This is a genomic window from Candidatus Latescibacterota bacterium (assembly GCA_019038625.1).
Taxonomy (GTDB): Bacteria; Krumholzibacteriota; Krumholzibacteriia; order Krumholzibacteriales; family Krumholzibacteriaceae; genus JAGLYV01.
Map to the genome: position 1 here is coordinate 23,327 of JAHOYU010000078.1, position 24,634 is coordinate 47,960.

28 protein-coding genes are annotated in these 24,634 nt (G+C 51.3%); 20 read left to right on the top strand and 8 right to left on the bottom strand.

Annotation, left to right across the window (positions count from 1 at the left end; genetic code table 11):
* The first annotated feature begins 161 nt into the window (after window positions 1-161).
* From KOO63_05880 to KOO63_05965, 18 genes are all read left to right on the top strand, one after another.
* Window positions 162-1,214, top strand: coding sequence for a 4Fe-4S dicluster domain-containing protein (locus KOO63_05880; GenBank protein MBU8921331.1), 1,053 nt, complete (start codon window positions 162-164; stop codon window positions 1,212-1,214).
* Window positions 1,215-1,227: 13 nt separating this feature from the next.
* Window positions 1,228-2,046, top strand: coding sequence for an FAD/NAD(P)-binding protein (locus KOO63_05885; GenBank protein MBU8921332.1), 819 nt, complete (start codon window positions 1,228-1,230; stop codon window positions 2,044-2,046).
* Window positions 2,047-2,100: 54 nt separating this feature from the next.
* Complete coding sequence (locus KOO63_05890) at window positions 2,101-3,891, top strand: molybdopterin-dependent oxidoreductase (protein MBU8921333.1); 1,791 nt, start codon at window positions 2,101-2,103, stop codon at window positions 3,889-3,891.
* Between the two features lie 2 nt (window positions 3,892-3,893).
* Window positions 3,894-4,373 carry a 4Fe-4S dicluster domain-containing protein gene (locus KOO63_05895; GenBank protein ID MBU8921334.1) on the top strand — a complete coding sequence of 160 codons (480 nt, stop codon included), beginning with the start codon at window positions 3,894-3,896 and terminating at the stop codon, window positions 4,371-4,373.
* 12 nt (window positions 4,374-4,385) lie between these two features.
* A complete protein-coding gene (locus tag KOO63_05900; protein ID MBU8921335.1) occupies window positions 4,386-5,318 on the top strand; it encodes an NADH-quinone oxidoreductase subunit H in 933 nt (310 codons plus the stop codon).
* Window positions 5,319-5,333: 15 nt separating this feature from the next.
* Window positions 5,334-5,747 (top strand): NADH-quinone oxidoreductase subunit B family protein, encoded by a 414-nt coding sequence (locus KOO63_05905; GenBank protein MBU8921336.1) that lies wholly within the window; start codon window positions 5,334-5,336, stop codon window positions 5,745-5,747.
* A gap of 40 nt (window positions 5,748-5,787) precedes the next feature.
* A complete protein-coding gene (locus KOO63_05910) occupies window positions 5,788-6,309 on the top strand; it encodes an NADH-quinone oxidoreductase subunit C (protein ID MBU8921337.1) in 522 nt (173 codons plus the stop codon).
* A gap of 44 nt (window positions 6,310-6,353) precedes the next feature.
* Window positions 6,354-7,559, top strand: coding sequence for a nickel-dependent hydrogenase large subunit (locus KOO63_05915; GenBank protein MBU8921338.1), 1,206 nt, complete (start codon window positions 6,354-6,356; stop codon window positions 7,557-7,559).
* Window positions 7,560-7,593: 34 nt separating this feature from the next.
* Window positions 7,594-9,471, top strand: a complete 1,878-nt coding sequence (locus KOO63_05920) for a hypothetical protein (GenBank protein MBU8921339.1) — start codon at window positions 7,594-7,596, stop codon at window positions 9,469-9,471.
* A 25-nt stretch (window positions 9,472-9,496) separates the two neighbouring features.
* Window positions 9,497-10,093, top strand: a complete 597-nt coding sequence (locus tag KOO63_05925; GenBank protein MBU8921340.1) for a DUF4040 domain-containing protein — start codon at window positions 9,497-9,499, stop codon at window positions 10,091-10,093.
* A gap of 10 nt (window positions 10,094-10,103) precedes the next feature.
* Window positions 10,104-10,604 carry a hypothetical protein gene (locus KOO63_05930; protein MBU8921341.1) on the top strand — a complete coding sequence of 167 codons (501 nt, stop codon included), beginning with the start codon at window positions 10,104-10,106 and terminating at the stop codon, window positions 10,602-10,604.
* A 6-nt stretch (window positions 10,605-10,610) separates the two neighbouring features.
* Window positions 10,611-10,961, top strand: a complete 351-nt coding sequence (locus KOO63_05935) for a sodium:proton antiporter (protein ID MBU8921342.1) — start codon at window positions 10,611-10,613, stop codon at window positions 10,959-10,961.
* A gap of 19 nt (window positions 10,962-10,980) precedes the next feature.
* Window positions 10,981-12,480, top strand: a complete 1,500-nt coding sequence (locus tag KOO63_05940; protein MBU8921343.1) for a monovalent cation/H+ antiporter subunit D family protein — start codon at window positions 10,981-10,983, stop codon at window positions 12,478-12,480.
* A gap of 17 nt (window positions 12,481-12,497) precedes the next feature.
* Complete coding sequence (locus tag KOO63_05945) at window positions 12,498-12,983, top strand: Na+/H+ antiporter subunit E (GenBank protein ID MBU8921344.1); 486 nt, start codon at window positions 12,498-12,500, stop codon at window positions 12,981-12,983.
* Window positions 12,980-13,234, top strand: a complete 255-nt coding sequence (locus KOO63_05950; protein MBU8921345.1) for a cation:proton antiporter — start codon at window positions 12,980-12,982, stop codon at window positions 13,232-13,234. The genes KOO63_05945 and KOO63_05950 overlap by 4 nt, the downstream gene beginning before the upstream one ends.
* On the top strand, window positions 13,227-13,571 hold the full coding sequence (gene mnhG, locus KOO63_05955; protein ID MBU8921346.1) for a monovalent cation/H(+) antiporter subunit G: 345 nt from the start codon (window positions 13,227-13,229) through the stop codon (window positions 13,569-13,571). Before KOO63_05950 ends, mnhG begins: the two co-directional genes overlap by 8 nt.
* A gap of 39 nt (window positions 13,572-13,610) precedes the next feature.
* Entirely contained in the window at window positions 13,611-14,237 is a 627-nt protein-coding gene (locus KOO63_05960) for a 4Fe-4S dicluster domain-containing protein (protein ID MBU8921347.1), read from the top strand.
* Window positions 14,238-14,388: 151 nt separating this feature from the next.
* Window positions 14,389-14,877: a hydrogenase maturation protease gene (locus tag KOO63_05965; GenBank protein MBU8921348.1), complete on the top strand. Its 489-nt coding sequence runs from the start codon at window positions 14,389-14,391 to the stop codon at window positions 14,875-14,877.
* A gap of 94 nt (window positions 14,878-14,971) precedes the next feature.
* On the opposite strand, the gene KOO63_05970 is transcribed toward KOO63_05965, so the two are convergent.
* Together KOO63_05970 and iorA are read right to left on the bottom strand one after the other, a co-directional pair.
* Window positions 14,972-15,553, bottom strand: a complete 582-nt coding sequence (locus tag KOO63_05970; protein MBU8921349.1) for an indolepyruvate oxidoreductase subunit beta — start codon at window positions 15,551-15,553, stop codon at window positions 14,972-14,974.
* A 29-nt stretch (window positions 15,554-15,582) separates the two neighbouring features.
* A complete protein-coding gene (gene iorA, locus KOO63_05975) occupies window positions 15,583-17,355 on the bottom strand; it encodes an indolepyruvate ferredoxin oxidoreductase subunit alpha (GenBank protein ID MBU8921350.1) in 1,773 nt (590 codons plus the stop codon).
* 196 nt (window positions 17,356-17,551) lie between these two features.
* Here iorA and KOO63_05980 point away from each other — a divergent pair, with 196 nt between their 5' ends.
* Window positions 17,552-18,739: a reductive dehalogenase gene (locus KOO63_05980; protein ID MBU8921351.1), complete on the top strand. Its 1,188-nt coding sequence runs from the start codon at window positions 17,552-17,554 to the stop codon at window positions 18,737-18,739.
* A gap of 25 nt (window positions 18,740-18,764) precedes the next feature.
* Here the strand turns inward: KOO63_05980 and KOO63_05985 are convergent, their stop codons facing one another.
* The 4 genes from KOO63_05985 to KOO63_06000 are packed head-to-tail and all read right to left on the bottom strand — an operon-like array spanning window position 18,765 to window position 21,605.
* Window positions 18,765-19,868: a hypothetical protein gene (locus KOO63_05985; GenBank protein MBU8921352.1), complete on the bottom strand. Its 1,104-nt coding sequence runs from the start codon at window positions 19,866-19,868 to the stop codon at window positions 18,765-18,767.
* Between the two features lie 14 nt (window positions 19,869-19,882).
* Entirely contained in the window at window positions 19,883-20,407 is a 525-nt protein-coding gene (locus KOO63_05990) for a hypothetical protein (GenBank protein MBU8921353.1), read from the bottom strand.
* A 32-nt stretch (window positions 20,408-20,439) separates the two neighbouring features.
* The gene (locus tag KOO63_05995; GenBank protein MBU8921354.1) at window positions 20,440-21,111 is read right to left on the bottom strand and encodes a hypothetical protein; all 672 of its coding nucleotides are present in this window, start codon (window positions 21,109-21,111) and stop codon (window positions 20,440-20,442) included.
* Window positions 21,112-21,143: 32 nt separating this feature from the next.
* On the bottom strand, window positions 21,144-21,605 hold the full coding sequence (locus tag KOO63_06000) for a thioredoxin (protein ID MBU8921355.1): 462 nt from the start codon (window positions 21,603-21,605) through the stop codon (window positions 21,144-21,146).
* Between the two features lie 163 nt (window positions 21,606-21,768).
* Between KOO63_06000 and KOO63_06005 the strand changes: the two genes are divergently transcribed.
* Window positions 21,769-22,680 (top strand): hypothetical protein, encoded by a 912-nt coding sequence (locus KOO63_06005; GenBank protein ID MBU8921356.1) that lies wholly within the window; start codon window positions 21,769-21,771, stop codon window positions 22,678-22,680.
* A 99-nt stretch (window positions 22,681-22,779) separates the two neighbouring features.
* Here KOO63_06005 and KOO63_06010 read toward each other — a convergent pair whose 3' ends face one another.
* Window positions 22,780-23,358: a hypothetical protein gene (locus KOO63_06010; GenBank protein ID MBU8921357.1), complete on the bottom strand. Its 579-nt coding sequence runs from the start codon at window positions 23,356-23,358 to the stop codon at window positions 22,780-22,782.
* Between the two features lie 225 nt (window positions 23,359-23,583).
* Window positions 23,584-24,561, bottom strand: a complete 978-nt coding sequence (locus KOO63_06015; protein MBU8921358.1) for an aldo/keto reductase — start codon at window positions 24,559-24,561, stop codon at window positions 23,584-23,586.
* Window positions 24,562-24,634 lie beyond the last annotated feature (73 nt).

Sequence of the window (24,634 nt, forward strand, 5' to 3'; positions counted from 1 at the left end):
GATTCTGCTTGCTTAATTACTTAAATAAATTATCTTGACATCTATCTGACGTTTATGACAGACTGCCGTCTGTTATATTGGACTAGGCGTTACGCATCGGTTGATAAATCAAATAAGGGGCCGCTGAAGTGGCCGTAACATTCTTTCAGGAAAAGAATTATATGCGATTCATCGACTCAACGAATTTTGAAAGACTACTGAAGAAGCTCTCCGGCGAAGGTGAGCTTTTCGTGCCTGTACTTGATGAGGATTCACAAAAGAATCACTTTGAGCGAGTAGAGGCCTTCCCTCTTCCCGAAGGAACGAACTTCGAAGGTTTCAGGGCCGTCGAGACTCTAAAGGGTTTTGCTCAGCTTGTTCGTTCGATGGTGGCGAGGTATCCGACCGAAGGCATGGACGAGATGGATGTGGCGGAGTTACTTCCCACTTTCGTCATAGTCGGGGCCAAGGCCTGCGATGTCCGCGCCATGCAGCTCGTGGATAAGGTACAGGTCGAGGGTGAATTTACGGATCCTTTCTACAAGGCTCGCAGGGACAAGATGATCATTATCGCGTCGGATTGTACTGAAGCGGGTGAAACCTGTTTCTGCAATCTGCTGGGCAGCAATCCATGGCCTGAAAGCGGTTTCGATCTTTCGATCTCGAAGGTCAACGGCGGCTATCTGCTCGAGACTGGCAGTGACCGCGGAAAGGCGATCGAGGAAGAGAACAAGGACCTGTTTACCGATCCTCGAGAGGGCCAGGAGAAGAGCAGGGACGAGATCAGGATGACAGTCCTTGCCGGACTCAAGGCCACGAACAGGGATTACCCTTCCGGTGATAAAGTAACAGAACCACTCAGAGAAGCCCTGTCCGATCCACTATGGCACGATGAAGCGGCCCGCTGCCTGGAATGCGGAGCCTGCACGAATATATGTCCCACATGCTACTGCTTCCTGCTCTTCGACCAGAAGGATGAGAGCGGTGAAGGGTACAAGAGAATAATGTCCTGGGATTCCTGCCAGGTAACGGGGTATGCCAGAATGGCCGGAATGGGGAATCCAAGGCCTCGACTCTCCGATCGCGTGAAGCACCGCCTGTACCATAAGTACGATTATCTCGTGCTCAGTCACGGTGAAATATTCTGTACAGGTTGCGGAAGATGCATCGATGCCTGTTCCGCGAGCATTGACATGAGAGAAGTTTTTGGCAGGGTAACCAAGGCAGCCAAGTAAGGGAGAGAAGGGTATGAACAACCCGTATTATCCCATAGATACGGTCCTGGAAGATGTAATAACAGAGACACCTACGATTAAGACCTTCTGTCTCAAGCCAGTGCGTCCGGTCAAATTCAAATCTGGGCAGTTCATGCAGTTGACCGTTCCCGGTGTTGGTGAAGCCCCCTTCACTCCCAGTTCCGATCCGAACATCACGGAGAAGATGGAGATCACCATCCTCAAGACGGGTAAGGTAACAGACGCTCTTCACGAACTCAAGCCGGGGGCGAAAGTAGGGCTCCGGGGTCCCTTCGGCAAAGGGTACCCGCTGGAAAAACTTGAAGGCAAGGAAGTGGTCGTTGTAGGTGGTGGAGTAGGCCTGGCTCCGATGAGATCTTTACTCTACGGACTTTTCGATGATCCTTCAAAATACAAACGGATATCCATAAAGTTCGGCGCTCGTGAACCTGCCGAACTCTGTTTCAAGCGCCAGTACAACGAATGGGTCAATCTATCGCCGAACATCGACCTTACAACTACGATCGACATTCCTCATCCCGAATGGGATGGAAAGGTCGGCCTGGTGACGACACTGCTGGACGATCTGGATATAAACATAGCGGAAAGCTACGCGCTTTCCTGTGGTCCCGAGATCATGCTGAAGTTTGTTACGCTGAAGCTTCTCGAGGTTGGATACAAGCCGCCCCAGATATACCTTTCGATGAACAGGAAGATGTCCTGCGGAATGGGTAAGTGTGGGCGATGCAATGTCGGGCATTACTATCTCTGCGTAGATGGCCCCGACATGTGTTACGACAAAATAAAGCACGTTCCAAATGTATTCGGTTAGGATCATCCTGTTTGGGCTTCGGACCTGAGCCGGGGCCGGGAAGAAAAATCGTCTATGAGTGAGATAAAAAACTATTGCTCCCTTTGTTCGCTGGCCTGCCCTGTTATTTTCAGGGGCGGAAAAAGAGGACCCATTTTTTCGAAGGATTCGCTTCTGACGATTGACTGGGACACCAGCGAAGAATCCAAATACGGCGGTAGTCTCTGTGCTCGTGGAAATGCCGCAATCGAATTCGTATCCCATCCGAAAAGAATCAATTATCCATTCGTTATCGGTGAGAGGACAAGGATAGAAGCGGCTGTCAAGGAGACTGCGAAAAATCTTTCTGCCATTAAGGATGAATCAGGTGGCGAGAAGATCGGTGTCCTGATAGGAGAGAATCTTACAAACGAAGAGGCAGCTCTGGCTCTGAAGTTCGCGAAAGAAGTCCTGGGGACTTCGAAGGTCGAGCTGTTCGCTCCAGATGATACACCATTATTCCGTTCATGGCTGGGGTGTGACCTTTCAGCCCTCGCGTCGACGGCAGAAAAACCGGCCGGCACGAAGAAAACCTTTCTCATAATCGGTGATTCTTTCTCTGAACATCCATGTACGGCAAAGCCGGTCCTCGCTGCCAGGTATTCGGGGAGGGGCAACGAAATAATCGTGATCAGTCCCGAGATCAGTCATACGGCATGGTTCGCGGGCAGGCACCTGCGGTGCAGGCCGGGAGGAGAAGCTGCTGTGGTAGCCGGCATGCTTAAGTCGGTTGCTGAGACGACGGCAAACGGTCTTGTGCCTGAATTGAAAAAACTGATGGACGGGGTCGAGTGGAATGATATTGAAAGACTCGGGGGCGTGAAGCAGGACGCTATCGAAGGCGCCGCGGCTTCGGTCCTCGGTGCTGTAGGAATAGAGACTTACGTATCCAATATCTTTGGCCGGTTCGCGATGCCAGGGCTCGTGTCGATCCTTGCAGAGGCGCTTACGGCGATATGCCCGGGGGATTCGAAATTCGATGCCCAGTTCGTGCAGCAGAATTCCTGGGGTATATATTCGGTGCTTGCAGCGGGCGAGACAACTCCGTTTCTCTCAAATCTCGAAGGTGAAGAGGTGGAGGCTCTGGTGATTCTGGGGCTGGATATCTTCTCGGCGTATCCCGCGGGCCCAATTGAAAACGCGCTGCGTGAAAAGAAATTTACAGTCGCTTCGCAGATGTTTTTCGGTCAGACCGCTTCGAGGGCGAATGTCGTTATTCCTGCGGCATGCCTGATGGAAAAGAAGGGGACTGTTTCTCCATCGTTCGGTGAAGACCTTGTCAGAGAAGACGTTATCGATCCTCCTGGAGGAGTGCTGACCGATGGTGAGTTCCTGGTCGCGCTTGCAAAGGAGATGGGTTCTGATCTTTCGGGTCCTGTCGATGTAGTGAGAAAGATTTCCAGAGGCAGTTCGGGCGAAGGCGTTGTAGCGGACTGGACCGCCTTTTCGAACACCATCAGGGAGTTGGACGCGTCAGGAATGGTGTTGATACCCTGGAGCGAAGCTGTTCATGTCGCGGATGGTTCGACCAGCAGGAACCTTCACTGGTCAGAAGTGACATGTCCGGAACCAAGGCTGTATGTATCGAAAGAGACGATGGATGAGCTTAACCTTGCCGAAAACGATCTGGTCAAGGTCTCTTCCGAGGGTGGAGAGGCTGTGCTGCCGGTCGAGGCGACCGAAAAACTGCAGGGCGGAACGGTAGCCGCGACGATTCATTTCCCCTCGGTAAGAAAGCTTTTCCCATGGAAGCTGGATGATCGCCGTGGAGAGGTGCTGCTCGCGCCGGTCCCGGTCAACCTTGACAGTCAGAGTGAGAAGAGCTGATCATGGAAAAAAGAATATACATAAACATGAATCTTTGCAGCGGGTGTCGAGCCTGCGCAGCGGCCTGTGCTAACGGGCATCTCGAACAGGGCCTTCTCAAGCATGGGCCGGTCGAGGAAACTGCGTTGATGCCTCTTCACTGCCGTCATTGTGACAAGCCCCTCTGTCTTGAGGTCTGTCCGCAGGATGCGATCAAAAAGGACGAGAACGGGACGATAGTAAGGATGAGCCAGTTGTGTGTCGGGTGTAAGTCATGTATCATGGCGTGCCCGTTCGGCGTTATGTTCGTGCATTCTACCTGGCACGTATCACCGAAGTGCGATCTATGCCATGACAGGCTCGAAGATGATAAGGAGCCGAGATGCGTATCGACATGCACATCCGGCGCGCTGGTTTTCGAAGAACTGACTGAACTGGAAAAGACTAACAGGAATGTTACCGAGGGCGGGCGATATTTCACCCGTTGGATGTTGACTCGATAGTGGAGAGGACAAATGGACGCAGCACGGTATCTGATTGATTATCTGATATTCCCGGGGTTTTTGTTTACCGCGGTAGTAGGTCTTCTTACCACCTGGGTCGACCGCAAGGTCACAGCGAGGGTCCATTGGAGGGTCGGACCTCCCTGGTACCAGCCCTTCGCTGACACGGTAAAACTTCTGGGCAAGGAAGTCATCGTTCCCGCCGGAGCGAGAAAGACGGGATTTCTTCTAATGCCGGTCGTTGGCCTGGCGGCGGCGACGCTGGCCTCTACCATCCTCTGGAAAGCTAATCTCGATCCTGGGAGTTCTTTCATCGGCGATTCGATAGTGGTCCTCTATATCATGACGATTCCGGCTATCGCGATGATCCTCGGGGCAAGCGCTTCAGGCAACCCGCTCGCCATTCTCGGTGGGGCCAGGGAGATGAAACTGCTTTTCGCCTACGAACTCCCACTTGTAATAGCTATGCTGACCACCGTGTACAAGGCTGGATCATTCTCCTTTGAAAACATCCTTGGTATGCAGGCTGCTTCGGGACAGTTTCTCGGCAGTTTTTCGGGGACCCTGGCTTTCATAGTAGCTATTTTCTGCGCGCAGGCAAAATGTTCGATCCTGCCTTTCGACATAGCAGAGGCCGAGACCGAACTTGCCGGGGGAGCTCATATAGAGTATTCCGGCGCTCCATACGCGGTAGTCAGACTGAATATGGCGATCATGTTTTTCATCGTGCCGGTATTCATCGTAACGATGTTCTGGGGAGGATTCACCTTCGTCGGGTGGAAGATTCTCACATCCATCCTCAAATATGTCGCAATAATCGTTATCATGGTCCTTATAAAGAATACAAATCCAAGAGTCCGGATAGACCAGGCAGTGAGGTTTTTCTGGGGACCCATGCTGGTATTATCGATAATAGCCCTGATCCTGGCGGTGCTGGGTTACTAGGTCGCGGAGGCAAGTATGTCGCTGACTTTGAAAGCATTAAAGAAATCACCGTGGGTGTTTCATGTCAATACGGGTGCATGCAACAACTGTGACATTGAAATTCTAGATGCTCTGACTCCAAGGTTCGATGTGGAAAGATTCGGCATCGTACTTGTCGGAAGCATAAGGCATGCTGATGTTCTTTTGATCAGCGGCCCGGTCTCGAGAAATATTCTTCCGAGATTGAAGCGTCTTTATGACGCGGCGCCTAAACCGATCAAGGTGATCGTCGTAGGGGCATGTGGTTGCACGTGTGGGATCTTTAAGGACGGGTACAACATTATCGGCCCGGTCGACAAGCACATCCCCGTGGATGCGTATGTGCCGGGATGTCCGCCGAAGCCTGAAACGCTGATTGCGGGAGTGGTGAAAGTACTCAGTACGCTGTAGACAGGATAACAGGGCGGCCCATCGCCAGAGAGAGCGCAGAATGCAGAAAGAAGAACTGAAAAAGAAAATAGCCGAAAAGTTCGGAGAAAAGGTCACAATAGATGAACGTTCGGAGAAACGTGTATACATCTACGTAGAGAACGATATCTGGGTAGACCTGGCCGATTTCCTGTTCAACGATATGGACATCCGTTTTGATACGGGGGTTGGACTCGATGACCGGGATGGAGTCGAAATAATGTTTTTCTTCCCTGTCGACAGCGAACATTACTTTGTGACGATCAAGACTTTCCTTAAAAAACCTCATCCGGCAATTGAGTCGATCTCGAATATCATACCGGGTGCAAAGTGGATAGAGAGAGAGATCTTCGAGATGTTTGAAGTGAATTTCCTCAATCATCCGGATCTCAGGCCCGTTCTCAGGTGCGATACGCGTCCCAAGGACTTCTATCCCCATAAGAGGGAAAATAAGGATGACCACGAGACGGCAAGAAGGAAGAACGACGGAGACGATAGATTCAACGAAATCTGGGGGAAGCCCTACAAGGGCAAGAATCCCTGAGCCAGTTCCGGCATTCAGTGCCGTTTTGATAATGAGGTGAACGAATGGTAAAAAAGATCCCAATCGGCCCGTTTCATCCGATTCTTGAAGAACCCGAGTTTTTCGAGCTGCATGTCGATGGTGAAAAAGTAGTCGATATTGACATGACGATAGGCTGGAGCCACCGTGGGATCGAGATCCTGTCGGAGCACAAGACATGGGATCAGGTCCCGTTTCTGGTGGAGAGGATCTGCGGTATCTGTTCCTGCTCCCATCCATATGCATACGTGAAGGCTGTAGAGGACCTTTTACAGGTGGAAGTGCCGAAACGCGCTCAGTATGTACGGGTGATAATAGCAGAGTTGGAAAGGCTTCACAGCCATCTGCTGTGGACAGGCCTTGCCGGCCATTTCATCGGCTATAACACTGTTTTCATGTGGTGCTGGAAATACAGGGAACCTGTTCTCGACATCCTCGAGGCCGTAACAGGAAACAGGAACCATTACGCGATGATGCGTATCGGAGGCGTAAGACGGGATATCCCCATGGAGGAGTACGGAAATATCCGAAAGCTTCTCGATTATGTCTGGGAAAAGAACAACATGCTGACGAACGCGATTCTCGATGATCCGGTAATACACGCGCGGACCAAGAATGTCGGGATCCTGGATAAGAAGCATTGCAGACTGTATGGAGCTCTTGGACCAACGGCAAGGGCGGGTGGTTATGATGTCGACGCGAGACGGGACCACCCGATCGACGCCTATGGAGAACTCGATTTCGACGTGATCGTCTGCAAGAACGGTGATGTGTTCGACAAGGCTGTCGTAAGACAGCTCGAGAACTTCGAATCGATAAAGATCATCCGCCAGTGTCTCGACAGGCTCGAGGATCTGGGGCCGGGTACGGAAGAGGATCTCTGCCTTGAGATAGGCGAGATTCCTCCGGGAGAAGGTATCGGCACATACGAAGCGCCGAGAGGAGAGGTTTTTCACTATATACGTTCGAATGGAAAGAATATGCCTATGAGGCACAAGGTGAGAGCCCCGAGCTTCAACAATATTCTGACGAACGAACACAGTGTGATTGGAAATTCCGTTGCGGACGCAGGCCTGATAACCGCGGCTGTCGATCCGTGCTATTCATGCACAGAGAGAGTCGGCAGGGTGGATGTAGGCACTGGTGACCGTTATATGATGAGCGAGGGAGACCTTATCAGGCTTTCTCAGGAGAAGACAGAACAGATAAGAAAAGAACTGGAAGGTAACTGAGGCCGAATAACAGGACGGTTCCGGAGAAAAAAACATGAATGATCTTCTGTATATTATTATCGTTGCGGCAGTAGCTGGCATTATTCCTCTCCTGGTCCCAAGGAAGGGCAGCATCGTCGCCGGGATAACAAGCCTGATAGCAGCCGTCTGGATCTTTATCCGTTCGATGCAGCTTTTCAACGCCGGTGAGATCGCATGGAGTGTCCCTCTGTTCAACCTTGGAGGAGAGATACCGTTCGAGTTCGCGCTGAGGCTGACAGGGTTCAGTTCATTCGTCCTGTTGTTTATCAGCCTCTTCGGAGTGCTTATCATCCTGTATTCTCTCGGGTATATGAGAGGCAAGGGTCAGGCTTCGATCTATTATTCGTATCTTATGTGGACCCTTGCTGCCGCGGCAGGAGTGGTCATGGCAGACAACCTGCTTATTCTTCTCGTATTCTGGGAGATTCTGACGGCGATCCTTTTCTTCCTGATAAACATGGGTGGAGAAGGACACGAGAAGGCTGCGGCGAAGACTTTCACGATACTTGGATTCACCGATGCTACGATGCTTCTCGGAATCATACTCATATGGACGACCTTCGGAACGATATCGATCTCCGAACTGGCGGCGAATCCGATAGTACCTTCGTCCCCGGTCACAATAATCGCTTTCATATGTCTGTTTATCGGCGCTATCGCCAAGGCCGGCGGGATGCCTTTTCACAGCTGGATACCTGCTATCGCCAAGCCGACCCACGCTTCGGTCATCGCCTTCCTTCCAGCATCGCTTGACAAGCTTCTTGGCATATATCTGCTGGGATTGCTGACTCTGAGGATATTTGCCATCGAACCAGGCGGGCCTCTTTCGATGATGATGATGATAGTCGGCGCGGTTACGATAGTCTTTGCCGTTCTGATGGCACTCATTCAGAAAAACGTCAAAAAACTTCTTTCCTTTAACGCCATCAGCCAGGTTGGATACATGGTGCTCGGAGTAGGAAGCGGAATCCCCGTCGCCATCGCGGGTGGACTCTTTCATATGGTCAACCACGCGATATACAAGAGCGGACTCTTTCTCGGTGCCGGTGCTGTGGAGAAAATGACTGGAACGACTGAGCTCGAAGATCTCGGAGGACTGGCGAGGTTGATGCCAGTGACGTTCATTACGATGTTAATAGCGGGACTCACTATGTCTGGCGTTCCGCCATTCAGCGGGTTCGTTTCCAAATGGCTCCTTTACCAGGGGATGCTCGAAGGAAAATACATGATTTTCCTCATAGTGGCGATCTTCGGCAGCGCCCTGACGATGGCTTCGTTCATAGGAGTTTTCCACGCTATCTTCCTCGGCCGCAGGCCCGAGAAATTCGATAATGTTCGTGAAGTCGACTTCTCCATGCAGCTTCCGATGATTTTCATAGCAATTCTCTGTATCGGGTTTGGAATATTCGCCAGCTATCCGCTGCAGAATTTCATTCTTCCTGTAGTAAGCGATGCGAGCGGGATCTCGATGTCCGGTTTTGAAGTGATCACTGAGAACACGAATGGATTCTGGAGCCCGACGAGCGCTACGATCCTTATGGTGGTAGGGCTGGTAGTAGGACTGATAATCTTTGCCTTCGGACGCATCAAAAAGAACCTGAGATATGACGATAATACGTGGACAGGGGGAAACATCCTCGAGAATGAAGAGATAAGGATCCCCGGCACACATTTCTATAAAACAGTGACAGATGAACTGAACCCGGTTGCGACCGGAGCATTCAACGATGGAGAGAAAGGCGCCTATGATCTGTACAATATCTTTGGCCGCCTTGGAGATCTCGTTGTTCAGTTCCTGAGGTCCATGCATGACGGGATCCTGTCCACCTATCTTTCGTGGGCCGTGATAGGTCTCGGTGTACTTGCATTCATACTAATGTTCCGTTGGTAAGAGCGGGTAAGGGAAAGGCAGAAGAATGGAGATTTTTCTCCTCGTATTGACGATATTCATGATTGTTGGATCGATCGTGGCGATAGAATCAAAGAACCTTCTTTCGTCGGTGATCTCTGTCGGTATAGTCGGCTTCAGTCTCGGGATCATTTTTCTTATGCTGGGGGCTCCCGATATTGCGATCACACAGGTCGTAGTAGAGATACTGATACTCGTTATCCTGATCAGAGCGACGATCACAACTGACAATACTGCTATCGAAAAGCACAAGGACACCTTTCCTGTCGTTGTCAGCCTGATCTTTTTCGGGCTGTTCCTGATCTTCGCCTATTTTGCGGTTCAGGAACTTCCGCAGTTCGGAGATCCTCTTCCCAGAGAAGCGGCAGCTCACTATCTCGAAAATGGCGCAGAAGAGACGGGCGCTATGAATATTGTTACAGCCGTGCTTCTCGATTACAGGGCCTATGATACCATGGGGGAAGCGACCGTACTTTTTGCTTCTATCGTAGGTTCATTTGTCATCCTGAGAAGACGCGGGAGAAAACATCGGAAGGAAGAAGATACTGAAAAGGTCGGGATCCTCGAAGATGAGGATATCAAAAAGAACTTCGAGGGATTCTAGAGGGAGCGCTATGGATAAGATGGATAAATACATAAAGGACAGCAAGAGCGGGATGACTCCTATAGTCAAGACGGTAGTGCGTTTTGTCATGGGTATCATCTTTATCTTCGGCGCCTATGTCGTTCTTTACGGCCATCTCACCCCGGGCGGAGGCTTCGCTGGCGGAGTGATACTTGCCTGTGGATTCATAATCCTTACTCTCGCTTTCGGTAAGGGGCTCGGACTTTCGAAGCTGAGCGATACCTGGGCGTCCATTCTTGATAATTCCGCTGCCCTGTTATTTCTCACGATCGGTTTTATAGGTTTTTCCGGGGGTTACTTTTTTACGAACGTACTTGGAAAGGGCAAGGAGTTTGCTCTTTTCAGCGCGGGAACCATACCCCTTTGCAATATAGCTATCGGATTGAAGGTCACAGCGTCCGTATTCGCGGTATTTCTTACGCTTTCGATCTTCGGACGGTTTATTTCAAAACTTGTTGATGATTATGAAGATGATACTGAAAAGGAGTAAGGCCTGATGATCCTGTACTTTCTGACGCTGGTGCTTTTCGTGATGGGACTTTACTGTCTCGTGGCGAAAAAGAATATCATAAAGAAGATCATCGGGATCGTCATCACCGAGTATTCCATCAACCTTTTCCTGGTGCTTGTCGGCTGGCGTAAAGGCGGGATAGCTCCGATCCTTCTTAAGGGTATGCAGAAGAGTGAGATCGTGGAGAAAGGCGTAGATCCATTACCCCAGGCGCTGGTACTGACTTCGATCGTGATCGGGCTCGGTGTACTGGCTCTGATGGTGTCGATCTGCCTGAGACTTTACGAAAAATACAAGACATTCGATATGTCCGAGATTAACAGGCTTCGAGGATAGCGTACAAGCAGGAGTACAAATGCAGGCATATTTTCCATTATTTACAGCGATTCCACTGGCCATGGCCTTCATCAATCTGCTGGTCACAAAGGTCAACAAGAAGGTAACTGATTTTCTTGCATTCCTGGCGATGATCAGCCTGGCCTCAATGGCTATCATGATGCTTTTCGAGTCTCCTTTCTCTTATCAGTTGGGCGGGTGGGCGCCACCCATCGGTATCCTGCTGGTATCGGATGGCCTCAGCTCGGTGATGCTGGTCATCATCAATGTTATTGGCCTGCTGTCCATGATCTACTCGATGAAGTACATGACCACATATACGGCCAAGCCGAAGTTCTACACACTGTTCCTTCTGATGATCGCAGGGATGAACGGCGTAGTCATAACTGGAGACATGTTCAACTTGTATGTCTTCCTTGAGATCGCGTCGATCGCCTCGTACGCTCTCGTAGGATTTGGCTGCGAGAAAAATGAACTCGAGGCCTCGTTCAAGTACCTGATCCTGGGTGGAGTGGCCAGCACGGTTGTACTCTTTGGAATAGCCTTCCTCTATTCGATGACTGGAACTCTCAACATGCCGGATCTCGCGGTCAAGATTCCAGAGATCGGACACAACCACGCGATGGGATTCGTAATGGCTCTGTTCATCATGGGATTCGGGCTCAAGGCGTCGTCTGTTCCGTTCCATGCCTGGTTGCCAGACGCGCATCCGAGCGCGCCAGCTCCCATATCCGCCATGCTCTCAGGCGTACTTATCAAGGCTCTTGGCATCTATTCGATCGCAAGGATCATGTTCAACATATTCGGTTCAGACACTATGGTCTCTTCGATACTCATGTTCCTGGGAGCGCTTTCGATGCTTGTCGGCGTCTTCCTCGCTGTCGGACAGCATGATTTTAAAAGAATGCTGGCGTATCACTCGATAAGCCAGATGGGATATGTGATGATGGGGCTCGGTCTTGGTCTCAATCCGAACGTACCCCCGGCGCTCGCGGCGCTGGCGTTATTCGGCGGGCTCTTTCATATGGTCAACCACGCTGTTTTCAAGTCCTGCCTCTTTCTCTGTGCCGGTTCTTTCGAATACCGGACGGGGACGAAAGACAAAACAGAAATGGGTGGGCTTATCAGGCGTATGCCTTTCACATCTGCTACCTGCTCGATAGCCTCGTTATCGATTTCAGGTGTGCCGCCATTTAACGGATTCTGGAGCAAGCTGATCATCATCGTTGCGTTCATGAAAGCCGGATATACGATATATGGTATTCTGGCGATCCTGGTCGCCTTTATGACGATGATCTCTTTCATCAGATTACAAATGAATGTTATTTTCGGAAAGCTTCCGGAGAAGTTCGAGAAAATCAAAGAAGCTCCCTTCGCGATGGTACTACCATTGGTCATTCTGGCAATTCTGTGCCTTGCGCTAGGTATCTTCTATCCGTTGGTCGATCAGAACCTGATCGAAGCTGCGAAAGACGCGTTACTGGACAAGGCGCAATATATAAGTTTTCTGGGCAGGTAAATGAAAAAGGGTAATCGATGAAACGATTCTTACATTTTCTGATTCTACTGGGCATCTGGATGCTTTTGACGTGGTCCGTCGCCTGGCAGGAAGTTCTGGTCGGTGTCGTTGTCGCGCTTATAGCGGAACTGCTGCTTGGAGATATCTTTCCAATAGGAGCGATCAAGCTCTTCAACCCGATCAGGCTCTACTGGATGATAGTCTATGCTGTCGTATTTTTAGGTTATGTCATACGGGCGAACTTCGATGTTGCCTACCGGGTCCTGAATCTCTACATGCCGATCCGCCCCGGGATCGTCAAGGTCAAGATGAGGTTGAAGAGTGATATGGCGAGGACGTTCCTTGCGAATTCTATCACGCTGACACCCGGAACGCTGACGGTGGATTGTGTCGGTGAAAACCTGTACGTTCACTGGATAAACATTACTTCCGACGATCCGGAGAAGGAAACGGAGATCATCGTATCCCGTTTCGAAAATCTGTTAGAAAGGATATTTGAGTGAGTGTCTTTATCGCGCTGTTGATTCTCTGCATTTTCCTCTGCCTGTACAGGGTAGGGAAGGGGCCTACAGCACCCGACAGGACGGTGGCGATTGATATTCTTGGAACCCTCGTAGTCGGTTTCTGCGCGATATACTCGATCATCACCAAGAAAGACCTGTATATGAATATCGGAATATCCTGGGCTCTTCTGAGTTTCATCGGAACGCTTGCCCTGTCAAAATACCTTGAGGGGAGGGGTTTCGATGAATGAGACGATAGGCCTGATATTTCTTATCATCGGTATCACTTTTGACGTAATCGGTTGTATCGGCCTGGTAAGGCTACCCGATGTATATAACCGCCTCCAGGCGGCCACTAAATGCGTCACTCTGGGAACGAGCATGATATTACTGGCGGTAGTCTTTTATACCGGCATAAACTCGATCGGTGTAAAAGCCCTGCTCTGTATCTGGTTCGTCCTGATAACTTCTCCAACGGGAGCTCATGCCATAGCGAGAGCTGCTCACAAGTCAGGTGTCCGGTTATGGAAGGGCAGCGTAATGGATAAATATGCTGAGGACAATGAAGGTGCCGACAGCTCCTCCTGACACGGGAGGCTTTAACTGTAGCGGGGGTTGGTAGATATAATGCGTTATCCAAAACTGAGAGAACTCAAGGAAGCTATCACAGCCCTGATCAAGGGGCCGTACACATCGAAGTTCCCCAAGGTACCCGCGACGGTTCCTGAACATTTCCGTGGTACACCGACCTATGTGCCTGACGAATGTGTCGGTTGCGGTTCGTGCGCCCAGGTATGCCCGGCCGGGGCCATAGAGATCGTTGATGAATACAGGGAAGATGAAGGGAAGATGGTACGCAGGATCGAGAGAAATTGGGGCAACTGCATATTCTGCAGCCAGTGCTATGAGTACTGCATCACAAACAAGGGAATCGAGCTCGACCCTGATTTCGAGAAATCATGCTTTGATATGGCTGATGCGATCAACACGCATGACAAGGAACTGCTCTTCTGCGAGCATTGCAGTACCCCTATCACGGCAAAAGACCATATTAAGTGGATCGGCAAAAAGCTTGGAGAGCTTTCGTTCGCGAACCCGACCCTTACAGTATACAAATATGGAGAATTAAAATTGGTGGAAGAGGGAACCGGGGACAATCCTCGGAAAAATCTCGAAAGAGATAATTTCATCAGGGTCCTCTGCCCGAACTGCCGTGCCGCTTATATCCTTTCGGATGAGTGGGGGACAAGCTGACCCGGATGGGATCTTGCGAATTCAGGCCTCCCTCTTCGGGGGCCTTTTTTTTTGATCTTGTAAATGAGAGGGAATGGCACTTCATTAATCAGGACGGCAGGTGATGAGAGTTCCCTGCCAGGGGAATCGTACCCGGGAGGTGCTTGGATATATGGAGAAGTTGAGGGAAAAATTGCTGGCACGCCTTGAAGGCAAGCGTTTCGGCGTAGTCGGTATAGGCAATGTGATCAAGGGAGATGATGGCGCCGGCTGTGTAGTCGTAGAGGGTCTTCAGGGGAAGATAGACCTCCCGATCGTCGATTGCGCCGAGGTCCCTGAAAATTACGGGGGATGGGTAGAGAGGCAGGATCTTGACAGTGCTATATACATCGATGCTGTTGATTTCGGAGGAGAACCGGGGGAAGTGAGGATAATTCCTCTGGAAAAGATGATGGTGACAGCGAGCAGTACGCATACCCTGTCTCTGCATTATATGATCATCTATCTGAGAGATGAGTGGAAGGGCGATCCGATCATGATCGGGATCCAGCCGAAAGAGATGAGGATCGGAGACGGGCTCAGTGATGAGGTGAGCGCCGGGGTGAAGAAATTGACCGATATTCTGATCGAGGCAGCTCTGACTGACAAGCAGGATAGATAAAAAACTGAACAGGCTCGCAATTTCTGGAAAAACCCGTGGAGAACAGTCTCCGCGGGTTTCTTTTTTCCTGGGTCCCTGGTTTTGAAGGCCGACTCTATTTTACTTCCCTGCCCGCCATGAATGCCTTCTTGTTCAATTCACCGGTCCCCTTGGGAGCCATACGCTCGATGACCTTCAGCCAGGTCTCCTCCTCTATCTCAAGAGAGAGAGAAAGAACACCCAGAAGGATCGTGTTGACCAGGCGCGAATTGCCGAGGTCCATAGCGATCTGATATGCATCAACTACGATAGCTCCTGGAACGAGAGTTTTTATCTTATCGACGACCTTTTCGGGATAGAAGAACTTGCCGGTCGTTGTGATCGTCGGGATGATCTTCTGCTCGTTGATGATGATATTGCCATCAGGATGAAGATCGCCAACCCAGCGAAGAGCTTCGGCCAGCTCGAAAGCCAGGATAACGTTGGCCTCCCGTGAGGGGATAAGTGGAGACATCACCTCTTCGCCGAATCTGATGTGGCTTGTCACTATCCCACCCCTCTGGGACATCCCATGCACTTCACTCTTTTTCGCGTCCAGCCCGCTTTCTTTTGCTACTTCGGTGAGGATCTCGCTGGCCAGAAGTACCCCCTGCCCTCCGACTCCGACGATCAGAACATTTGTAGTGCCGTTTTTCATATCTCGGGTCCTTTCTATTTCAGTCCTGATCAGGATTCGATCTTTACTATGGCATCGACGGGACAGACCTGTGCACATATGGTGCAGCCGGTACAGGTGTACTCGTCTATTACTGCTTTAGGTCTGCCCTTTTCGTTAGTCTCTTCCGAGATCGATATAGACGGGCAGCCTACATTGAAACAGGCACCACAGGCGATACAGTTGTCGGCTTCTACCGTGTAGGGTTCGTCCTTGATCTTTTTAGGAAAGAGCATGCAGGGCCTGTTGGTGATTATCACCGAGACGGCTTCCCTGTCCAGTTCTTCTTTAAGGACCTTGTATGACTCATCAACGTCATATGGATCGACTTCGCGGACATGCTTCACACCGACGGCCCTGCAGATCTCAGCGAGATTGACAGGCTCAACGGCGTCTCCCATAAGAGTCTTCGATGTCGAGGGGTTGTCCTGCCCTCCAGTCATCGCGGTGATCCTGTTGTCGACGATGATATTCGTCGTAGTGCCTCCGTTGTACACTACGCTGGCCAGGGCTGTGATGCCGCTGTGAAGGAAGGTGCTGTCCCCGATCAGGGCGACTGCCTTCTTTTCGGTCTTGCCGGCCCTTTCAATGCCGAACGCGTTGCCGATCGAGGCGCCCATGCAGAGGCAGGAATCTATCTGGTTCAGTGGTGGAAGCGCGCCCAGAGTGTAACAACCGATATCTCCGTTTGTATAGACTCCAGCCTTTTTCAGAGCCACCATGATGCCCCTGTGAGGGCACCCTGAGCAAAGGACCGGAGGACGAGGAAGGACTGATTCTGTCTCAACCGATTCAGGCATGACAGATGAATCGAGTACTCCCGCCTCGATGAAGCCTTTCCGGACGCGGTCTACATTGAGTTCCATGTGATTGGAGAAGAACTTCTTGCCCTCGACCTTGATCCCCTCGGCGGCTATGATCTCCTCGTAGAATCCTTCGAGTTCTTCTACTACAAAAAGTCTGTCGACTTTTGAAGCAAATTCGCGGATCTTTTTTATCGGTAGAGGGTACCCCATGCCGAGCTTGAGGATACTCGCATCGGGCATCGCCTCGCGGGCGTGCTGGTAAGCGATCGCCCCGGTGATAATACCGATCTTTTTGTCGTTCCATTCTATATAGTTGATCTCCGAAGTCTCGGCGTATTCCTTGAGCTTTTCAAGGCGCTCAATCACCAGTTTGTGTCTTTTAGCGGCATAAGCAGGGACCATTACGTACTTTTCTATATTTCTCTCGAACCCCTTGTTTTCTACGGTCTTGCGTTCGCCTATCTCGACCAGGCCCTTGGCGTGGCAGATCCTGGTAGTAAGCCTGAGAATTACAGGAGTATCGAACTGCTCGCTTATCTCGAATCCGATCTTGACGAAATCCTTCGCTTCCTGGCTTGTCGATGGTTCAAGCACCGGGACAGAAGCCATTTTTCCGTAATACCGGTTGTCCTGTTCATTCTGGGATGAGTGGAGGCTCGGATCGTCTGCGCTGACAATGATCAGGCCAGCCCCTACTCCAGTATATGAAAGGGTCATGAACGCATCGGCAGCGACATTGAGCCCGACATGTTTCATCGCGGCCAGTGTCCTGGCTCCGCCGTAGCTGGCGCCTACTGCTACTTCCAGAGCCACTTTCTCGTTTACCGCCCACTCGGCGTAAACGTCGTCCTTGAAAAACTTCGCTATGACCTGAAGTATCTCCGTGCTCGGAGTGCCCGGATAGGCCGAGGCGAATTCGCCGCCGTATTCGTACATACCGCGGGCAAGCGCCTGGTTGCCGGAAAGCAGCATTGCCATATTCTTAGTCCTCCTGTTTCATTTATTGATAGCCGACTTACTTTCTTTCATTATCAGCTAAAGATAGCCCCTCCACCATAAAGGAAAAGTAAAAAATACTCAATAGACCAGTTTATTTCGGTATATAAAAAATGATTAGCCAAGCTCTCCGGAATCCGTTATTATCAAAGGAGTTAATGAGCAGGAGGATAATCAGATGAGTGCAGGCCCCACCTATGTCACAGATGGTGAAATAAAGCCATTCGACGAGCGCGATACAGTCTTTTCCAGAGAAGCTCTTGTCGAGGGTTCTCCCAACGAGGTCGCATATCATTCCCTGCACCCCGAGAATATCGAAATCGACAGAAAACTTGCCAGATTCATTACCCTGAAAATGGAGCCGGGCGGCAGTGACGATCTACTTGCCGATGCCATATATGAGGCTCATTTCAAGAGTTCCGCGGCACTTGCCCTTCCGGACATGGTAGACGGTGAACCGGCGCTTGAGAAGGCAGACTGGTCACCTGCCGAGGCGGCGGCAAAGGTTAAGGCCTTTGCGCGGGCCATCGGAGCAGATGATGTGAGGATCGGCCCGTTGAAACAGGAATGGGTATACAGCCACAGGGGATCGAGGCCATTCTTTGAGGGCGGATATACGAACGCCCCGTATTTCAGTGGTATACCGGAAGGATACCAGGGGGCAAAGTATGGTGGCCCGATAGAACTGAAGCATTCCGGCGCCATATCGATGGCTTTTGATCAGAAAAAGGAACTGGTCGGTACCGGTTCGACGAGGGCTGTGGATTTCGAGGTCGGCAGGGTCTACGCGAAGAGCGTGCTTGTTTCGGTTCAGCTTGCCAGATTCATCAGGGCATTGGGCTATCCTGCCAGGGCTCACCACCTTAGAAATTATTTGATCATGCTGGTCCCTGTTGCCGTCGATTCAGGTATCGGCGAACTCGGGAGGTGTGGATATCTTGTCAGCCGACAGTCCGGCGCGAATTTCCGGCTGGCTGCGGTGACCACCGATCTGCCTCTTGAGTTTGACGACCCGGTCGACATAGGGATGCAGGATTTCTGCGATAAATGCAAAAAATGCGCTGTTACCTGTCCTTCGGGCGCGATTCCTCTCGAAAAGACCCTGGTGAACGGTAGCTGGAGATGGAAGCTCAACCCCGAAGCATGTCTCCAGTACTGGGGCCACACCGGATATACCTGCGGGATATGCCAGGCGGTGTGTCCATGGACGAAGCCTAAGAACATATTTCACCGTACTATCGCGAGCGCGGCGGTCAATCTTCCATGGATCAGGCGGGCTCTCGTCAAGGGAGACGATATTGTCTACGGGGCCGGATTCAGCCCTCTGCCTGTACCACGATGGCTCGAGGATGAACAGAAGTCCTGAGTTTTCCCCGACTGTGCCTGATCTGTCAGACAGCGCGTCTGCGGAAGTGGATTGCGCGAATGGCCAGAATGATCGAGACGAAAAGAAGTGACCCAGCCGAAAGTATGATGGTGAATTTTCTCTCCGGTAACGGGAATCTCGCCATGGAATGGTGAAGGGACGAAAAAAGCCCTGCCGCAAGGATAAGCCCCCGGATCATCTTACCACCCATGTCAGGCCTGTCCAGTATCCCCGCGATCAGGGCGAAGAAGGAGATCGCAGCTGGAGCCATCAGCCTTTCGTTGTTTGAACCGAAGAACGCGCTTACCAGGACCAGGATGAAAAACAGGGAGATGTCGGTATTTTCCCTGACAAAACGCCCCGTTTCCCTGAAAAATATAAGGGGAAGAAATGTCAGGGGGATAAACGGGTTCAGAAGGAGCCCGAACCATGTCATGGGGTATTTCAATTTACCACCGTAGTGGACGGCAGCTTCGAATAGAGACATTCCTCCGACAGGCGGGATCACGAGGCGGATGACTACGAAGACTATCAAAGCCGGCAGAACGACGAGGATCGGGTTTTTCCAGTTCCCCGGGAGTCGTCCCTTAATAAAGTCATACAGGAACAGAACCGGTATCATGAGAAGGGCCAGTTCTCCTGAGGCGGCTCCCACGGCAAGAGCCACGCTGAATACTATTCTTCTGTCATTACGCAGCGCAAGAAACATTACGGCCACAAGGGCCATGGATAATGTGTCTTTTACCTGAAATATGTTCCAGTTGCCTGAACCGAACAGATGCTTGTTGAGTACGAGCATGACGAGAGCGAGGAAGGCCGATGAGCGGGAGATCCCCATCGAGATAAACAAAAAATAGAGGCAGATGACCATAGCGAGAGAGGAAAATATGGTGAGCAGTTGGAAACCTGCTATCCTGCCGTCTCCCGCGAGACCTGAAAGGTACGGGCCAAGGAGTCTGTATGAGAAAGGCCGGGGCACTTCCATATCGACCGAGGGAGACGCGTCAGCTATCAGCCGATAATATTTGAGGTCCATATCGACGAATGGACTGGAAGCGTAGTCGATCCGGCCGTAGAAGAAAATGGCGGCGAGAGTGACAAGGATCAATAAAGGTATTCTTTTATCCATAGTTCCGGGTCTCGTCAGCGGTACCATACAGTCCACAGGTCGCTGGATCCTCTTATTGCCGTGATGAAGAATGGGCCATAATCCGTGCCGCGTTCAGGATATGGTGTAAATCCTGCCATCGGAGTCGAGAGAAGAAGTTCTTTTAATCTTTTGGAAAAGACCGGGGATTCAAGGTCAGCCCTTATCGTGACCCTGAATGCCGGCCAGCATGGGCCGCTGGCAATTTGAATCAGTTCGGACCTGCCCGTGACGTCGATACCGACAGAATCGATCAGCGCTGTAAGCTCGATCGCGACATCCCGAAAGAGTTTTTTTCCGCGGTCCTCGATCGATCTCAGTTCGATCCGGCCTGTTCCGGTCGATCCGTGGACAATCGGAATAGCGATCCCGATACAGATCGTATCGATAGAGCATCCTCCTACCATTTTTTCTGTTCCAGCTTCTTTCTTCTTCTGTGAAGAAGCTCCGCTGCAGCAGGTAAGGGCGAGGATCATAACGAATGAAAACAGGCAGGCCGGCATAGTCATTCTTCTCATCATGGTCTCTCTCCCTGAAAGGATCTCCCGCGTGCTCAGTAAGGCCTTGGGGGTTTCAACCAGATATTTACGCCGATCCTAAGATCGAAAGATGAAAACCTGTCGTTGAGCGGCTTCTCCGCACTGTCCCGGATCGCGTCATGATGGCTGGTTTCCAGAAAGGGCGAACTGAAACGTTTTTCAGAAAAGGATATCAAATATATGCCCTCGACAAGAAGGCTGATATTATCCTTGACCCGGTGCTCAAGTTGAAGGACCGCCAGGCCCTCGAACCCGTCAAGTTTGCCGGTGCCGTTGATGAGGTTGGCCGAACCATAGCCGAGGCCGATGCCGACCCAGGGAACGAACGACTTGCTGTCCGGGCGGAGACATCTCTTGAAAACGAAAGCATAACTGTATTTCGTGAGGTCCGCGTCGAAGTTCTCAAAATCGTTCTGATAATGTATCGCCGGATATCGCGATACAGCGACCCAGGCCTCGCCTGCCCAGCTTCCGTTCTGAAAAGTCTTTCCCAGGGATACCGCAAGGCCGTAGCCGACGGAGAGGTCTTCGTTGCCCTGAAGCGAAAGCTCGCTGGAAAGCGAGGGAAGGATAGGGTGGCTGCCGCCTCCCGAAGCCTTGAGGTAAAAACGATTTTCCCCCGCGGCCGAAATGGACGGGATCACCGCTATCAGAGTCGTGATGATAAACAGACTAAGCGCTTTCACATGTGCCTCCTGCGGGCTCAGGCCGGATGAACTTACAGCAGAGGGCCACTGCCGGGGATGATATCGTCCGCCGCACCCGGTTCATCGTTCGGTAATGTCGGATTTTCCTGAAGTGCTGGGCGTTCTTTTCCTGATATATTCATTTCGATCCATTCCTTCAGGGGATCGAGAGGGATCAGGCCCGTGTGGCTCTCGACCGGTTTTCCATCACGGAAGAAGAAGATCGCCGGGACGCCCTTTATACCGAGTCTCGAAGCGGTTGCCGGGTTCTTTGTGACGTCGAGCTTGAAGAACCTTGCCTGATCAGCGTAGTCGGGGCCGACTTCGTTGAGTAGACCTCCCATTACCTGGCAGGATGAACACCAAAGACTGAAGCAATAGACAAAACAGGGCAGTCCACTTTCCGCTATTTCCTCGTCGAACCGTTCATCGGTCAACGGGGCGGGTTCTCCCGGTTTGGTCTCAAGTCCGAGAAGTCTTTTAATAAATCCCATCGGATCCCCTTTCTGTACCGGTCCAATATAACATTTCGGAGGTGTATTCTCCATAAAAAGAGATGTTCAAAGAATCTCGTAAAAAAATGGAGCAAATCGACCGACGCAGCTTTATAATATATAGAAGCAGAAAATCATTGGGGACTAAAAAGGCGGTAGACCGATGAAGAAACGAATTTTATTGAAGATCGCTGCCATGGTGATACTCGTGGTCACGTGGAGTGGGCTCTGTCCGGCAGAAGAACAGGCGGCCGAGGGCCTTCTGCCCGCATCCGGGCAGCTCGAAGGATGGGCCAGGGACGGGGATGTCATATCGTACCTGCCCGACAACTTGTGGGAGTATATAAACGGCTCTGCCGAAAGCTTTCTCATGTACGATTTCAGGCAGGTCGTGGCCATGCATTATCTCGATCCATCGGAACGGGAGATCAAGGTAGAGATCTATGATCATGGCAGTCCCCTGATGACATTCGGTATCTATTCGATGCTGAGAAGTCCTGACGCGGAATATCTGGAGATCGGTTGTGAGGCGTTCGGAGACGAGTATACGCTCCATTTCTGGAAAGACAGGTTTTATGTAAAGGTCTATTCATACAGTGAAGGACCGGGGATGAAAGAGGCGATGAAGACTTTCGCCGCTGAGATCGCAAAAACGATAAAAGGGTTTGGAGGGGAACCTTCCGAGGTGGCGCTGTTCCCGAAGGAAGATCTTGTAAAGAAAAGCATCACTTATATGACAACAGGTGTCATGAGCAGTTCAAAGCTGCCCCCCGCATTCGTTGCCCGGTATGAAAGAGATTCCGTGAAGGGGAAGGTGTATCTGTTCACATCTCCAGATGCGGATGAGGCTGCGGGGCTTATATCTTCGTACGCGGAGATGATAGGAACCGGAGTTGAAAAGGCTGAACTTTCCGGAGTCAGTTGCCTGATGGTGGATGGTGAGGCTCCCTATAGAGGCCGGGTAGTCGCCGTACAGGTCGGCAGGTGGATGGCTGTGGTAACAGGTTTCGAAGAGGATCCGGCTCTTGCCGACAGTCTGGCAGGCAGGCTTGTCACCGGGATCAACGGAAAATAAAAAGATCCGGTGTCTGGAACAGAATAATGAAAAGGCCCCTCAACGAGGGGCCTTTTTCTATAATATTTACCTGCCCGGACCAGTGTCCGTGAGGGTCTTTTAATTGGGCATAAGCTGTTTGATCGCGCCCCAGCTGAACGATTCGGCTCCGGTCGTCGAGCATTCAGCGTCGACTCCCTGTACAGAATTCACATAGATGCTCGTGTATGCCTTGCAGGGTTCAATCGGCTGGCCCTCCAGGCAGTTAGAGAACTGGTATGCTGGCGTAGAAAGTCCCGGATGTTCGATAATCCGTAATGTGTTCTTCGCGACCGTAGTGACCCAGAGGACCTGGGAGAGCGGAGCGTGCCATTCTGTCTGGCAGGTCAGGAAGCAGACGCTCATTCCGGTGTCGAGACCACCCATTGAGACCGAGATGTAATCTTCCAGTATCACCGCGGTCTTGATGATACCGGGGTCGTCTGAGTAGTCTATCGCGAATTCGGCGCACATCTGCCCGTTCTCCCCCGGAAGGCACCAGATATACATGGTAAATGAATAGGTGGGAGTGCCCGGGGGACACCAGACCGAGTGTTCGGAGTCCACGAAGAGGCCGATATAGCCGAGCGGAGGTAACTGCGCAAGCGCCGCTGTGGAGATCAACATCAGGGCCAGGGTCATCAATAAGCATTTCTTCATTCTGGTTCCTCCCTTTCAATCGACAGGCTACTGTCAATTTTCCATTCACTGGCCGGGTGATTATCACTCATGGCCACCAGGGTGTTTCTGCGGCTGCATGTTTGCAGTAATCCAGTCCCCGATTGAAAAAACACCCGTTCCTCCAACTATCCTCTTCCATGCAAAGCAGGCTGTCAACCCATTTTTGACTATTTTACTTCAAACAGATACAAGTACCGTGCCCTGTCATCCAAATATTTTCCCGGCTTTTTCAAGTAATTCAGGGATGGGGAGGTGATAGGGGCACTTCGCCAGGCATTCGCCGCACTCGGTGCAGGCATCATAAGATGTGTCGAGAGTGGCAAGCCGACTTCTGGCCCAGTCCTCCAGCCCGTAGCGCGTAAAGTAGACTTCGAGGAGAAGAAGGAATGGAATATTCAGCCCTGATGGACAGGGCAGGCAGTATCCGCAGCGCCGACAGAACAGTTCGCCCCAGAAAGATTTTTCTTCGGCGAGAATAGAGAGTTCTTTTTCAGTGAGTTTGTCCAGATTCTCACCAGCGGAGACGTTTTCATCGACCTGTTTGACAGAATCCATGCCTGGTATCGATACGGTCATCCCCCTGGTCAGTGTGAAACGTATCGAAAGGGACACATTATGAATGGCTCCCCCTGCCACGGGTTTCATGCCTATCGTTCCCATTCCGGCTTTGGCAGCCGCCGGGATCAAAGCATCTTCCCACTCGGTCTCTATAGGGTTGTACGGGAACTGGACAGTGTCGAAAAGGCCTGTTGCTACGGCTTTCAGAAGAATATCCTTCGAGTGTCCAGTGATCCCGATAAATCTGACCTTGCCTTCTTCCCTGGCCTTGACCAGCGCGGGATACGCTCCTCCCGGGCCGATGACTTTTTCCAGTTGCTGTTCCGAGCCGACGGCATGCAACTGGTAGAGATCGATCATCTCCGTGTCGAGTTTTTTCAGGCTTGTCTCGAGTTCGCCCATCATCGATCTGCCATCGCGGGACATCGCTTTTGATGCCAGGTAGATCTTGTCGCGATGCTGCCCCAGGGCCCGGCCGATCTTTTCCTCGCTGTCGGTATATCCCCTGGCCGAATCAAAGAGATTGATCCCGCCATCGAAAGCCCGCAGCAGGACTTTTTCTGCTTCTTCGAAAGAGAGGCCCTGTATCGGGATCCCACCGAACCCGACTACTGATACATTCATATCTGTCTTACCGAGAATTCGTTTTTTCATGGGGGGAGAATAACTCAATCGACGAATATTTGCCAGCACAACA